The 14523-nt window shown below is 47.8% G+C and carries 12 protein-coding genes; 10 read left to right on the top strand and 2 right to left on the bottom strand.

Annotated elements, in window-relative coordinates; translation table 11 throughout:
* Positions 1 to 145: 145 nt before the first annotated feature.
* The gene (locus AC50Y3_RS20885; protein WP_494820652.1) at positions 146 to 1069 is read right to left on the bottom strand and encodes a J domain-containing protein; all 924 of its coding nucleotides are present in this window, start codon (positions 1067 to 1069) and stop codon (positions 146 to 148) included.
* A gap of 133 nt (positions 1070 to 1202) precedes the next feature.
* Entirely contained in the window at positions 1203 to 2195 is a 993-nt protein-coding gene (locus AC50Y3_RS20880; RefSeq protein ID WP_494820651.1) for a ketoacyl-ACP synthase III, read from the bottom strand.
* A gap of 409 nt (positions 2196 to 2604) precedes the next feature.
* Between AC50Y3_RS20880 and AC50Y3_RS20875 the strand changes: the two genes are divergently transcribed.
* The 10 genes from AC50Y3_RS20875 (at position 2605) to AC50Y3_RS20830 (ending at position 14522) form a co-directional block, all read left to right on the top strand.
* Positions 2605 to 4071 carry a HAMP domain-containing sensor histidine kinase gene (locus AC50Y3_RS20875; RefSeq protein WP_494820650.1) on the top strand — a complete coding sequence of 489 codons (1467 nt, stop codon included), beginning with the start codon at positions 2605 to 2607 and terminating at the stop codon, positions 4069 to 4071.
* 5 nt (positions 4072 to 4076) lie between these two features.
* Positions 4077 to 4763: a response regulator transcription factor gene (locus tag AC50Y3_RS20870; RefSeq protein ID WP_494820712.1), complete on the top strand. Its 687-nt coding sequence runs from the start codon at positions 4077 to 4079 to the stop codon at positions 4761 to 4763.
* Between the two features lie 144 nt (positions 4764 to 4907).
* Positions 4908 to 5747, top strand: coding sequence for an undecaprenyl-diphosphate phosphatase (locus AC50Y3_RS20865; protein ID WP_494820649.1), 840 nt, complete (start codon positions 4908 to 4910; stop codon positions 5745 to 5747).
* Positions 5748 to 5779: 32 nt separating this feature from the next.
* Positions 5780 to 6274: a hypothetical protein gene (locus tag AC50Y3_RS20860; RefSeq protein ID WP_494820648.1), complete on the top strand. Its 495-nt coding sequence runs from the start codon at positions 5780 to 5782 to the stop codon at positions 6272 to 6274.
* A 107-nt stretch (positions 6275 to 6381) separates the two neighbouring features.
* Positions 6382 to 6828 (top strand): divergent PAP2 family protein, encoded by a 447-nt coding sequence (locus AC50Y3_RS20855; protein ID WP_494820647.1) that lies wholly within the window; start codon positions 6382 to 6384, stop codon positions 6826 to 6828.
* A gap of 116 nt (positions 6829 to 6944) precedes the next feature.
* A complete protein-coding gene (locus AC50Y3_RS20850; RefSeq protein ID WP_494820646.1) occupies positions 6945 to 7937 on the top strand; it encodes a glycoside hydrolase family 43 protein in 993 nt (330 codons plus the stop codon).
* Between the two features lie 916 nt (positions 7938 to 8853).
* Entirely contained in the window at positions 8854 to 10575 is a 1722-nt protein-coding gene (locus tag AC50Y3_RS20845; protein WP_494820645.1) for a sensor histidine kinase, read from the top strand.
* Positions 10556 to 12136, top strand: a complete 1581-nt coding sequence (locus AC50Y3_RS20840) for a response regulator transcription factor (RefSeq protein ID WP_494820644.1) — start codon at positions 10556 to 10558, stop codon at positions 12134 to 12136. The genes AC50Y3_RS20845 and AC50Y3_RS20840 overlap by 20 nt, the downstream gene beginning before the upstream one ends.
* A 98-nt stretch (positions 12137 to 12234) precedes the next feature.
* On the top strand, positions 12235 to 13587 hold the full coding sequence (locus tag AC50Y3_RS20835) for an ABC transporter substrate-binding protein (protein WP_494820643.1): 1353 nt from the start codon (positions 12235 to 12237) through the stop codon (positions 13585 to 13587).
* A gap of 74 nt (positions 13588 to 13661) precedes the next feature.
* Positions 13662 to 14522, top strand: a complete 861-nt coding sequence (locus AC50Y3_RS20830; RefSeq protein WP_494820642.1) for a carbohydrate ABC transporter permease — start codon at positions 13662 to 13664, stop codon at positions 14520 to 14522.
* Position 14523 lies beyond the last annotated feature (1 nt).

The following is a 14523-nucleotide window of genomic DNA, read 5'->3' as shown; positions in this document are numbered from 1 at the left end:
TCAAGCGCTCGCACCTGCGCCTCACCCGCGTGAAGCGTCGCACCTGCGCCTCACCCGCACCTGCGTGCGCGCACATCTGCGCCAACCAACAAAAAAAGGCCGTACCCAAGTCAACAAAAGTTGACCCCAGGTACGGCTCTTTCTTTTACTTCGCAGCAGGCTGCAAATAATTCGCGATAAACTTAAACGCGTTGTCGCGTTTCTCGCCGTTGATCCGGATGCCGGCAATATACTCTTTGCCGAAGACCGGAACGCCCTTCATCAGCGGGCTGTTGGTGATATCGACGCCGTACACATGCGGTTCCGGCACGTCTTCCGTCACGGTTTTCATAGCCTGCTCCGGCTTGTAACCTGCGCCAAGCTTGCTTAGATTCTCGCCGTCAAGCGGAAGCAGCGAGCCATCCTGCGCGAGCTTGATGAAGTTATCCCGATCCATGATGTAGACGTCGGCTTTGTTCATCATGAGATCGATCATGCTTTTCTGAATCATAGCGGAGTCCTGCTGGCTGTTCATTTGGGAAGGCACGTACGTGAAGAACACGGTGACGCGCTTCCAATCCGGGAACTGCGAGAGGAACCGGTTCTCGAGCGGCTTCAGGTCCGACATCGGATAAGTGCCGTCCTCGCTGAAGTATTCGCCAAAGAAGGAAACGCTCACATCAACAGGCGGCAGCTTCGCAAGTTCAGCCATCTCATGGCGATGATCGATATAAGCACGCGTTCCGAAAATAATAATCAAAATGACAGCGATTACACCAAGAACATGAAACTTATAGTAATTAAAGAAGTGCTCGGTCTTCTGAACAAAAGGCCCCATTGCCTTATATTTTCCGTAATTCGCTTGATTAAACTGTTCCGTCGTCTTCTGATCTTCCATCTCCAGGATCAGCTTGTACGCCCGGTTAATCTCTTCCAGACTGATACCTTGCTCTTCGGTATGCTCGGATGCTTCACGTTGCTTTGTTACACGGTCACGGCGGATCAGAATAAAATAACGTTTCTCCACATCTTCCTTCGCTGCGCCTTCCGGCAGGCCAAGCAGCTCATAAGCCTGTTTCAGATCATTCATAAGCGGGCTACCTTCTCTTTCTCTTAAACTTAAACTGGTATTTCTACTAGTATACTTCCTTTGCCCCCATTCGACAAAATAAAACAAAACAGCCCCGCCATGTACATTATGGCAAAGGGCTGTCAGCCAGCTTTTATAGGGTCCAGCGAAGCAGCAGAGCGGACTCCGTCAAGCCGCCGCCGAAGCCGTAAAGTAAGACCACATCACCGGTTTTGATCTTATCATCCTTGATCGCAAGATCGAGAGCGAGCGGGATCGACGCGGCGGATGTATTGCCGTATTGCGCCATACTGGTCAGCGTGTGTTCAAGCGGAATCCCGGTTCGTTCGCAAACCGATTCAACGATCCGCATATTGGCGCTGTGTGGCACGAACCAGTTAATGTCCTCCAGCTTCAGGTTGTTTTGATCCATCAAGGCTTGAATGCCTTTAGGAACAGTCGTTACCGCCCAGCGGTATACCTCGCGTCCGTTCTGAACGATCATACCGTTCGTCTGAATCGGCACGCCATCGATGGCAGGAGCCAGCGAGTAGCGGTAGAGATGCTGACCGTCGTTGCCTTTGGTATTGTTATAGGAAGCAAGGAACGCTCCGTCTTCGCTGCGTTCCACGAGCATCGCTCCTGCACCGTCGCCGAACAGAATGCAAGTGGAACGGTCGGTGTAATCCGTCGCTTTGGACAGCGTCTCCGCGCCGATGACGAGAATTTTGTGATACGCGCCTGAGAGCAACAAGCCGTTGGCAAGCTGAAGAGCCGAGACAAACCCGGCGCAAGCCGCCTGAATATCGGCTGCTCCGCACGAAGTAATACCGAACTCTGCCTGTACCCGGGCAGCCATACTCGGGAAGTAGGTATCCGGAGTAGTCGTTGCAACAAGGATGTAATCGACATCCTCAAGCACGACTCCATAACGGAGCTGCAGGTCCCGAACTGCGCCGAAGCAGAGGTCGCTGCAGAATTGATCTTCCGCGGCAATCCTTCTTTCTTTGATACCCGTCCGCTGGAAAATCCATTCGTCCGTCGTCTCTACCATCTGTTCTAAGTCATGATTTGATAATATTCGTTCAGGGACATAAGCGCCAAAAGCTGTAATGGATGCCAATGATCGTAAAGGGTGTTGCAGCATGTTTCTCATCTCCTTAGTACCTGGTACTATGATCTGATATTAATAAATTCAGCGTACACCTTTTTATTACACATGTCTATAGAGAATTGATTGCTAACGAGTCCGAATGGGTTCCTTGAAAAGGTATTTTGCGCATGTAAGCCTAAGTTTAACCAAAAGCATCATGAACATGCAGCACGCCGGCGAAGACTTAATAGAATTTTAAGATCAGGTTCACCAATTTTTCAGAAGCATCGTTTAACCTGAGTAGGCGATCCATTGTTAACAGGGCGGGGGCAGTCGAAAGGTTTAATCCAAAGTTGCACCGGACTCGGCACTGAACCCGTTGCCATGCATTCCTCTTGTTTTTTGCACAAGGATACTTTATGGTTGTTCGCAAAGATGTATAAGCACGAAGGAGATTTCTGCAATGTCCATTCGGTTTAAACTGCTCTTATCCTACGCGGCGATGCTTGTTATTCCGCTCGTTTCTATTCTGCTCCTTTCGCTGCTCATGGTCGTTTTCTTCAAAGGGGATCTGCAGAACATCAAAGGGATCTACGAGACCACGGAGGATCGGTTCGATCATGAGGACGTGGAGCATATTGCCAAAGAAATCAAACGGTCCGTACAACGCCAGCCTGATTTATTGAAGGATCGCACGTATCTCGATGAAATGACGACAGAGCTTAAGAGCAAAAACGCCGGTATGGCCGTACGCGTAAATGAAACGGTTCTATATCGTTCACCAGACATTCAACCGATTTTGATTGCTACAGGGGCGTTGCCGCCTTTTGAACGGGGGGATGCCTTCAAGCAATACCCGCTCAAGAAGATCGGGAATGTGAACTACTTGTTCCTTCAGTTTGATTTTAGTTATTTGAATAAAGGGCAGGGCAGCATTTTCATCATTTCGAAGATCGATCCAACCACCTATTTTATCCGTAAATATTTCCCGACCTTATTCATAGCCTTGCTCTGCATCTTGGTGCTGACTCACCTGTTCCTTACTTCAATGATGTCCAGAAGCATTATTCGACCGCTTCAAGCGCTTCGGAATGCGGCCGGTGCAATCAAGGAAGGCAAGCTTGATTTCAAGCTCGATGTATCAGGAAAAGATGAAATCGGCCAATTAGGCGTTGCATTCGAAGAGATGCGCTCACGCTTGCAGCAATCGATTCAGGTTCAAATGCAGTATGAGGAGAACCGCAAAGAATTGATCGCGACTATATCGCATGACCTGCGAACGCCGCTTACAGCTATTCGGGGATACATTGATGGAATTATGGATGGTATAGCGGATACGCCGGAGAAAACCTTAAAGTATATGCAAACGATCGCAGCCAAAGGAGACGAGCTCGATCATCTGATTCAGGAGCTGTTCCTCTACTCCAAATTAGACTTGAACCGTCAGCAGTTTCAATTTGAAGCGGTGAAGGTGGTACCTTTCCTTATGGATTGGGCGGAAGAGCTGCAATTTGAGCTGGAGAAGCGCAACATGAAGTTTCACAGCGATTTCAATCTTGACTCGGAAGTGGTCGTTTCGCTGGACAGGGATCATTTTAGACGCGTACTCAACAATATTATTCAGAATAGCTTGCGATATATGGACAAAGATCAACCGGAGATTAGGTTGTCGGCCTACCGGGATCGTGATGCGGCCGTTCTTGAAATCGCGGATAACGGAATCGGCATTGAACCGAGTGCGCTTGAGCATATTTTCGAACGGTTCTACCGGGCAGACGAATCACGCAGCGCCCAAACAGGCGGAAGCGGACTTGGTCTAGCCATCGCCAAACAAATAATGGAAGGGCATGGGGGCACAATTACAGCTTGGAGTCAGCTGTCTGTTGGCACAACAATTAAGCTTAGTATCCCCATCGCGCAGAAGGAATGATCATGATGAAAACCATTCTTCTTATTGAAGACGATGTATCTATTTCAGAGCTTCAACGGGATTACCTGGAGATAAACGGGTTTAAAGTGGAAATGGCCTCCGATGGCGAAATCGGTTTGCAGATGAGCTTAACTGAGACGTATGATCTGATCATTCTTGATCTGATGCTGCCGAAGCTGAACGGCTTTGAAGTGTGCAAGAAAATTAGAGAAAAGAAGAACACGCCTATTCTGATGGTCTCTTCAAGGCGAGAAGATATTGATGTTATTCGGGGTCTGGGACTTGGCGCAGACGACTATATCACGAAGCCTTTTAAGCCTGCTGAGCTTGTCGCCAGAGTGAAGGCCCACATTGCGCGATATGAACGGTTAGTGGGTACGGCGGAAACGAAGAACGATATTCATATTCGCGGGCTTCAGATCGATCCGGTAACGCGAAAAGTGTTCGTGAACGAGGCAGAAGCGGTACTGACGACGAAGGAATTCGACCTGCTCTACTTCCTGGCGAAGCACCCGAACCATGTATTCAGCAAGGATCATTTGTTCGAAAATATTTGGGGTATCGATGCGCTTGGGGATATGCAGACGGTAACCGTTCATATTCGGAAAATCCGCGAAAAAATTGAAAGCAATCCCGCCGAACCGACTTATGTCGAGACGGTATGGGGAACGGGCTACCGTTTTAAAGGATAACGTAAAGTCTGATCATCGCGATCAGGCTTTTTTATTTAATAGAATATTAAGAAACGGTTCATAGCGGGTTTAGGAATAGGCACTAAAGTAGGAATAGCTTAGACAGGGACAACCATTAAACAAAGGGAGTGTGCTCAATTTTTCATGCAAAATATAATTACTGCTATCGTCCAAGGAATTGTGGAGGGACTGACAGAGTTTCTGCCGGTATCCTCGACGGGACATTTGATATTGTCGGGTAAGCTTATGGGATTCTCCGGAGATAAGGCAGATACGTTCGAAATCATCATTCAGCTAGGCGCCATCTTGGCCGTAGCAGTCATTTATTGGCGGCGGATACTCAATCTGCTCGGCTTTACTCGTTTGAAGATCGATCCAAATGTACCGGCAAGCGATTCGTCGGCTCAGACTCATAAGCTGAATCTCATCCATGTGATCGTGGCTTGTTTCCCGGCTATGGCGCTTGGCTTGATTTTGCATTCTTTTATCAAAAGCTACTTGTTCTCCCCCTATACGGTGCTCGCTGGTTTGGTATTAGGCGGGGGGTTCATGCTGCTTGGCCAGAAGAAACAAGCCGTTGTTCAAGCAGAGGGCATCGACCAATTAACCTATAAGCAGGCGTTGATGATCGGTTTATTTCAATGTCTGGCGTTATGGCCAGGCTTCTCCCGTTCCGGTGCTACGATTGCCGGTGGATTATTAGCCGGTGTTAGCTACCGGGCATCGACCAATTTCTCCTTCCTGATCGCGATTCCCATGATGGTTGCTGCAAGTGGGTATGAGCTGATCAAGAGTTACGACACGTTGACTGCCGCAGACGCAGGCTTCTTCGCAACCGGATTTATTGTCGCCTTCCTCGTGGCGCTGCTAGCCGTTATTACCTTCTTGAAGCTGCTGGAACGTTTCACATTGAAGCCTTTTGCGTATTACCGTTTTGCGCTTGCGGCAGTGTTCCTGGTTTATCTCATGCTGACAGCATCATAGATGACGGGGGATGCGGGAGAGGAGAGTGCGATATGTTTCCAGCCATGTCCGACCTCGTAATCGAACACTATGAATACCGCTACATGCCTTCGGGACAGCCTGTTATCGAACTGATCATTAAGAATATGGGGGCGGAGGAACAGCTTGGCGACCTATCCGTACAGATAGGCAAAGCGTTAAGTTCCGCTCAGAACGATTATAGGTTCAAGAACGTCGGTGTTGCGATTACACGCAGCAATGTTGCCTTCCTGCCGGGAAAGCCGGAGCAGCTCGTTTTCCGTAATGCCCCCATACTTAAACCCGGTGACTATGAATTCGATATTCGCTTACAGCGCAATAAGGACACCAATCGGAATCAGTTTGATTTTCAAGTAGCACCGGAAGAATTTACGCTGGCCAAAACAAGAAGAGAGAGCAACCAAGAGGTTTCGTCGAAACGGGGAGTGGGAAAGGGGCTTGTTCAGGACCTTGCAGTTCTTCTTATGGCCTGTTTGCTAGTTAGGGTACTGGTTAAGAAAAGGCGATAGCTATCAACAGCTTGCAGATTGTAGGGGAGTAATGCATGCGATTCTCACATTCTGGAAAGCCTATATTGTTACTCGGATGTCATATTGAAGCAGGGAGTCGGCATAAAATGAGCGTCATTCATAATTACCCATTGGTCGCAGGATTGGCTGCCATATTCATCGCGCAATTTATAAAGGTTCCCGTTTATTTGATTACGCATAGGACGCTGGATCTCAAGCTAGCATTCAGCACCGGTGGAATGCCAAGCTCGCATTCCGCGGCCGTGGCGGCATTGACGACAGCAGTCGGCATCAAGGAAGGGTTCTCTTCGAGTATGTTTGCAATCGCTTGTATGGTTGCCGTCATTACGATGTATGATGCGGCAGGCATTCGCAGGCATGCGGGAGAGCATGCCTCGCTGCTTAATCGGATCGCTAAGAAGCTCTCCGTGCAGCGGCATGAGAAAGTCGATCCCATGCTGAAAGAGATGCTCGGTCATCGGCCGATTGAAGTGTTTGTTGGCGCGCTCTTTGGCATTGGAATCAGTATTTTGCTTCAGTATGCTTATTTGTAAAGTCGGCAGGTTCTAAAGTTTTATAAGTAAGATCAATACTTTACCTGGTGAAGAGAGGTGAAAACATTTCTATAATAAGATGAAAGCGATTACGTAATAGAGAAGGAGCGTTTATCATGAACACAAAAGCACGAGTCGCGTCACCTAACGAACCAATTGTCACGCACATATACACAGCAGATCCATCTGCCCATGTTTTTGAAGGGAAGCTGTATATCTATCCTTCCCATGACATCGACCATGACGGACCGACTAACGATAACGGCGATCAGTACGCGATGGAAGATTATCATGTGCTGTCGATGGACAATATAGATTCGCCTTGCGTGGATAACGGAGAAGCGCTTCATGTGAAAGACGTGCCTTGGGCGTCCAAGCAAATGTGGGCACCGGACGCAGCTTTTAAGAATAACCTGTATTATTTGTTCTTCCCGGCTAGAGACAAGGATGGCATCTTCCGCATTGGTGTCGCGACAAGTACTTCTCCTACTGGTCCGTTCAAGGCAGAGGACAACTACATTCCCGGGAGCTTCAGCATCGATCCTGCGATATACGTGAATGATGATGGCAAAGCGTATATGTATTTCGGCGGTTTATGGGGCGGCCAATTGGAGAAGTGGCAGACCGGCACTTACTTGCCTGAAGCTGCCGGGCCGGATGCGAATGCTCCGGCACTAGGACCTCAAGTTGCTGAACTGAGCGACGATATGCTGACGTTCAAACAAACGCCGAAGGAAATTTCGATCGTAGACGAGGATGGTAATCCGATCCTAGCGGGTGACGAGGATCGCCGATATTTCGAAGGGCCTTGGATGCACAAATATAACGGCATGTATTATCTCTCATACTCCACCGGAACAACGCATAAGCTCGTGTACGCCGTGAGCGACAATCCGGAAGGACCGTTTGTCTTCAAAGGCACGATCCTGACCCCGGTTCTCGGCTGGACAACGCATCACTCCATCGTGGAATTTCAGGACAAATGGTATCTGTTCTACCATGACGCCTCCCTATCCGGCGGAGTCGATCATAAACGCAGCGTGAAGTTCACGGAGCTGCATTACAATGAGGACGGTACGATCCAAACGATCGATCCGTATAAGGAATAGGTTAGGAAAAGGAACGCAGCCTTGGGCTGGGTTCCTTTTTTTGTGCCGACGGCCGCTGAGAGTCGGGAAATCGCACTCTCAGCAGCAAAACTCCGCCGAAATGATGTTGAGAGTCGCAAAAACCGACTCTCAGCACGAAAACTAACCTAAAAGAGATACCGGCGCTGCTGAGAGTCGTAAAATCGTACTCTCAGCAGCAAAACTCCGCCGAAATGGTGCTGAGAGTCGCAAAAACCGACTCTCAGCACGAAAACCAAACTAAGAATATCGGCGCAGTAAGCGGCTATTTCGCTAAAGGAGTGTCATTTGGTCGGTTTTTCATGCTGTAAGCGGATATACCGCTTAAAGAGCTGGCAAGTAGGAGATTGAGGTTAGTTTTACAAGAATATCGGCGCAGTAAGCGACTATTCCGCTAAAGGAGTGTCATTTGGTCGGTTTTTCATGCTGTAAGCGGATATACCGCTTAAAGAGCTGGCAAGTAGGAGATTGGGGTTAGTTTTACAAGAATATCGGCGCAGTAAGCGACTATTTCGCTAAAGGAGTGTCATTTGGTCGGTTTTTCATGCTGTAAGCGGATATACCGCTTAAAGAGCTGGCAAGTAGGATATTGGGGTTAGTTTTTACAAGATGGCTCACCTAAGCTGATCAAAGCGCAGAACAGCTACAAAGCGCTGTCACCGAATGGCTCAAGAGTGAAGCTGGCGGAGCAGCTGCTATCACGTCATCGAGCTACACGGTAACACTGCCTGCTTACGGATTTACTGTACGGGGTGTAAATTAATCCAAAGCTTCCGCTTCATTTCCTAGTAGGGAATGGAGCGGTTTTTTTCGCGTTTCCTTGTAAACGGATATTTACTTTCTTCAAATTTCAAGCATACTTGAATTAATGCGAATTTTGTCAAATAAGGAGACGATCATGATTCGGAAACCTCTTTCCTTCCAGCACCGGTTAATGCTCGTTATCCTCCTGACCGTGCTGCTGCCATCGGTCCTCATCAATTTCCTTACCTTCTCTACCATAAAGACTCAGATGCAGAAGGATGCCATCACGTGGCTGAAGGGCATTACGAATAACTCGGGGCGAACGATGGATAGTTATATTCAGCTTGTCACCGGAATAACCAAAAACCCTGAATACGATAGTACGTTAATGAGCATTTTCGAAAGACATCGGACTAATAAGCATGGCCTGTACGGTTATCCCTATGATGAACGCGTGCAAATCAATGGTTGGCTGTCGATGCTCAGAGAAATGGATGATAACATCTATGCCGTTAATTTTGTCGACATAAACGGTAACCGCTTTCATCTGGGCAAGGATTATGTGGAAGCGAATAAAGATTGGATCGATCGCACCCGTGAACTGAATGGGGGCAGCCTCGTTTGGCCGCCGGTTAAGTTAGCGGATGGGGAAACCGTGTTCTCGGTAACGCGCACGATTATCAACCCGAATACCTTTCACGTTACGGCAACGATCCAGCTCGCTTTTCAATTGAATTTCCTTACGCAGGAGGACAACGAGAACTTCTTGCAGGAGGGGGATTTACTGATCCTGGACAAATCAGATCGCGTCATCTTTGATCTGAACGGGAAGAGGACCGAGGAGCGGATGGATTGGAACAACCAAGAGCAGCAATTCCACGTCAGCTATGATTCGGAATTGACCGGCTGGAAGCTGGTTGGCATGGTTCCGGAGCATCTCTTATTTCAGAAGGTGGATCAGCTTCGCAAATGGATTTTACTCGCGAATATTGTCTTCATCCTGTTGACCATGGTCATTGTCTATCTGCTCAGCTATCGCATTACGCGGCCGCTCTGGAAATTAAGCAAGATTATGCAACAGGCTTCGAAAACAAACTTCATTATCGATACGATCAGCTTCAAGCGCAAGGATGAAATCGGCATGATATCCAACAGCTTTAACCTCATGGTTCGGCGAATACATAATCTCATCGACACGGTTACGGATACGGAGCGAAGGCGCAAGAAGTCGGAAATCGAGGCGCTGCAATCGCAGATTAATCCTCATTTTCTCTACAACACTTTAAGTGCAATCACCATGCAGGCGGAGCTTGACGAGAACTATAAAATTTCGGACATGTCCTCCCTGCTCGGCAAGCTGCTGCGCTACTCGATCGGCAGCCAAGAGGAGTGGGTTGAGGTACGGCAAGAATGCGATTATATCCGGACGTATATTCGGATTATGCAATTCCGCTTCCCACTCATTCAGTTCGACTTGCAAATCGACGAAAGCGTCAATAATTGGCTGGTCATTCGGCTATTGATTCAGCCCATCGTGGAGAATGCGATTATCCATGGGATTGTTCCGAAAGGGAAAGAAGGGTTGGTTAACATCCATGTCGGCGAGAAGCTGGCGGATTCCGGCGACAGCCGGTTGTTTATCTCGGTTAAGGACTCCGGCGTGGGCATGGATCAGCAGACCGTTGATGCAACGATGATGAGGCTGAGGGAATACGAGGATCAGTCGGGCGGCATCGGCTTGCAAAATGTGTACAATCGCATCGCGCTTTCGTACGAAGGGGATTTCGAATTCACACTGCAAAGTACAGAAGGAATAGGAACATCATTTTATATCGAAATCCCTAGGAGGCTGCGCAATGAGAATCATGATCGTTGAAGATGAAGATCTGCTCCGAGAGGGTCTTGTGAAGATGATTGGGCGGATGGGCTTGAATGGCTCAGTCGTTGCGGTGGCTGGCAATGGTGAAGAAGCATTGGAGCAGCTCTCTCATATTGGTGTGGATCTTATTATTACGGATATTCGGATGCCCAAGAAGGACGGGCTGCAGCTCTTAGAGGAAGTCATGCAGGTGAACCCCAATATACGCTCCATCGTGTTAAGCGGATACGATGATTTTGAGTACGCCAAGCGAGCACTCAAATTGAACTGTAAGGATTATATTTTAAAGCCCATTATGTATCACGATCTCTTAGAGCTGCTAGGCAAGATAGAGGTTGAGTTTTCCGCTGTGCAGAAGAAAATGCTCGAAGAAGTGAAGCTCAAGGGGATTCTGAATCAGAATCAGTATCTCATCAGGCATGAGTTTCTGCGTAATTTTATTCAGCGCGATAAGGTACAGCAGGTAGAGACCATCATGACCGAAGCTGAGAATATTGGCATACGACTGAAGGCGGCCAGCTATTCGCTATTCGCGATTCAAATTGAAGAGAAGCTGGAGACGAAGAGTAAATATGGCAAAAGCGATTGGACATTAATGAAATATGCCCTCCACAATATCGTAGAGGAGTTAACAGGTTATGCCCCTTGCTATTATGACGAGCAGGAAGCGCTGATCGTGCTGTATGAGGGCGTTATGGACGAAGAAATCGTGCTTGCATTATGCAGCCAGATCGTAATGAAAAGCAGAGAGCTATTGAAAATAACCGTTTCGATCGGCATATCGAAAACGCATGACCTGCGACAGCTGTCGACCGGTTATCAAGAAGCGACGCGGGTTCTGAAGTACCGTCTCATCTCCGACAGTCATTTCATAATCTTCTATTCTCACGCAAGCCATAATACGAACCATTCCATTAAACCCTATATGGACCAACTGGCTGAGCTGTTCGATCTGGAGCAAGCAGATAGCGTTATCGAGCGGCTCAAGCAATGGTATGAAGGGCTGAAGCAAGCAGAATTATCGCTAGATGCTGTCGCGAGCATGGAGAAAGAAGTGAGGATTGTTTTCCATTCGTTGCTGCGCCATTTCGTGAAGGAGCTAGGGGATCAGGAGTATGATCTCGGCGCGGAAATCGGCATGATGGAGGCGGCAGATTCCTTCTATGCGAGGATGAATCCTTTAATCAAGGTGCTTAAGGAGATCAGCTCGGACAGCAAGAAGGGGAAAATCGAGAATCGGACGTCAGAGCAAGTGATGAAGTACATCCGGGAGCATTACAGCGAGAATATAACGTTAACTTCGATCTCGGAATACATCTACATGAATTCGGCTTATTTGAGCGTGATGTTCAAGAAGAAGACAGGTAAAAGCATCATTGAATACTTAACCGAAGTGCGGATGGCAGAAGCCAAGAAGCAGTTAGTCCACACCGATTTGAAAACCTATCAAATTGCCGAAATGGTGGGATATAACGACGCGGCTTATTTTTCTACCTTGTTCAAGAAATACTGCGGCGCTTCACCTCAAGAATACAGAACTATAAATACTCCAAGATAATCTATATTTCCTAGATGGGAACCTAAGCGATCCCCCTATACAATGAAGCAGTAGACAATTCACATGGTCCAGTCAAAACAAATGGGGGGAACCAAAGAATGAAAAAGAAAAACGTGGTGCTCAGCAGTTTGGTAGCGCTGTCAAGCTTATCTCTTGTAGTAGCTGGCTGTTCAAGCAACAACAATTCCGGCTCGAACAACACTTCAGCGTCAGAAACCAATACGGCGGCGACTACAAACAATACGACGAATAATGCGCCGGCAGCTGAAGAAGCAAAGCCGATTAATGCGCAATTCTACTATGATTTCGCGCCACTTACCGATTACATAAAGGACATCAACCCTATCGTCCAAGCGTCAGATAACGTAACCTTCGAAGGGGTTCCTTACACGGACACAACGGCTTATCAAACGGCGGTGCGTATCGGATTTACAACACAAGAAGCACCTGATCTCTTCAAATGGTGGAACGGTTATAAATTAAAAGAGCTCGCGGACAGCGGCAACCTGGCCGATATGACAGAGCAATGGAAAGAGCTTAGCGCGGATGGCAATGGCATCCTGCCTTCACTCGCAGGTCCGTTGACGGTCGATGGCAAGGTTTACGGAATTCCGGCTTCTGCGCATTATTGGACGATCTTCTACAATAAGAAGGTATTCGCAGATAATGGCTTAACACCGCCTACAACATGGGATGAACTGATGAAAATCAGCGATACGCTGAAAGCGAAGAACATTACCCCATTCGGTACTTCGATCAAAGATACATGGAACGGTTTTATCTGGTTCGAGGATCTGCTCATCCACTCGTATCCTGATTTCTACAATAAGCTCGTTGTCGGTCAAGCGAAATACACGGATCCGGAAATGGTAGAAGTAATGGAGCTGTGGAAATCGATGTACGACAAAGGTTACTTCTCGAAACCGATGACGATGGATGCCGAAATTCCGCAGGCATTCGTGAAAGGCGAAATCGGCATGTACTTGGTTGGAACATGGTATGAGAGCTTCCTGAACGGCGTTGGTTTGAAACCTGAAGAAGGCTACGGCTCGTTCATCATGCCAGCCATTAAGCCGGAAGCCGGTCATACCGTCATCTCTGAGATTACACCGTTCCTAGTATCGCAAAATGCCAAAAACCGCGATGATGCCATTAAAGCGGCCATTTCCTTAACGAAAAAAGAAACGAATGAAAAGCTGCTCAAAGTGTTCGGCGGCGTGCCGACTCGTAAGGATGTGGAAGCAAGCAGCCCAACGATCAAAGCGCTTGTCGACAACATTTCCAAAGACAACTATACGGCGATCACTCGTTACTGGGAAGCAACACCATCCGAGCTTTCCGAGTACGGTTCAAGCGAATTTATCCGCTTCATGCTCAACCCGGAGCAATACATGGATGTCCTGAACAACATCCAGAAGAAAGCAGATAAGTACTGGGCAGAACATAAATAATAGTCGATAGGGTTAAGGGGCGTTAGCTGCCTCTTAACCCTGCTTATTATCGGGACCTATGGGAGTGTGACAAGATGAACTACTTCAAGAAACATGGAGAAGCCTTGCTTTATGTATTACCTGCCGCCCTGATGATCACTGTTTTTTTTGTTTCCTCCGTTATCTACACGTTCTTTATCAGCTTTACGGATTGGGATGGATTAACGAGGTCTCACTGGGTCGGTTTGAGTAACTATATCGAAGTGTTTAGTGATGTTACGTATATTACATCGCTCAAGAATACCTTTATGTGGGTTGCATTGTCTCTGATCCTGCCGGTTGGGCTTGGACTTCTGCTCAGTATTCTGCTGCAGCAAATTAAGGGACAACGTTTTTTCAAAAATCTATTCTATATGCCATACGCCATGTCGCTGACAGTTGTCGGTGTCATTTGGATCTTTCTGTTCTCCTCGAGCGGAATCAACTATCTTCTCACCCATATGGGGCTTGAATCCTGGGCTAAGGATTGGCTGCGTACGCCCTACTATAATACATTCGCCATGCTCGTTGCTTCCGTCTGGCAGGGAGCCGGCACGAATATGCTGCTGTTTCTCGTTGGTTTAGGATCATTGCCGAAGGATCCGTTCGAGGCTGCCGCGATTGACGGTGCGAATCGGTTCCATATGTTCTGGAAAATAACGCTGCCTCTCTTAAATCCGGTCACGATTGTTGTGCTGGGGTTAGCGCTGGTTAATAGCTTTAAGACTTTCGATATCATCTGGGTCATGACGCAAGGCGGGCCTTATCGTTCTTCGGAAACGCTGGCTGTTACGATGTATCGTGAATCCTTCATGCTGTTCCACTTCGGACAAGGTGCGGCGATCTCTATTCTCTTAACGGTATTATCCATTGTTGCATCTTGGTTCTATTTGAAGAAAACGATAGTGGAGGATTGAG

The sequence above is a fragment of the Paenibacillus sp. J22R98 genome, from assembly GCF_059383835.1.
This window is presented reverse-complemented; position numbering and strand designations above follow the sequence as displayed.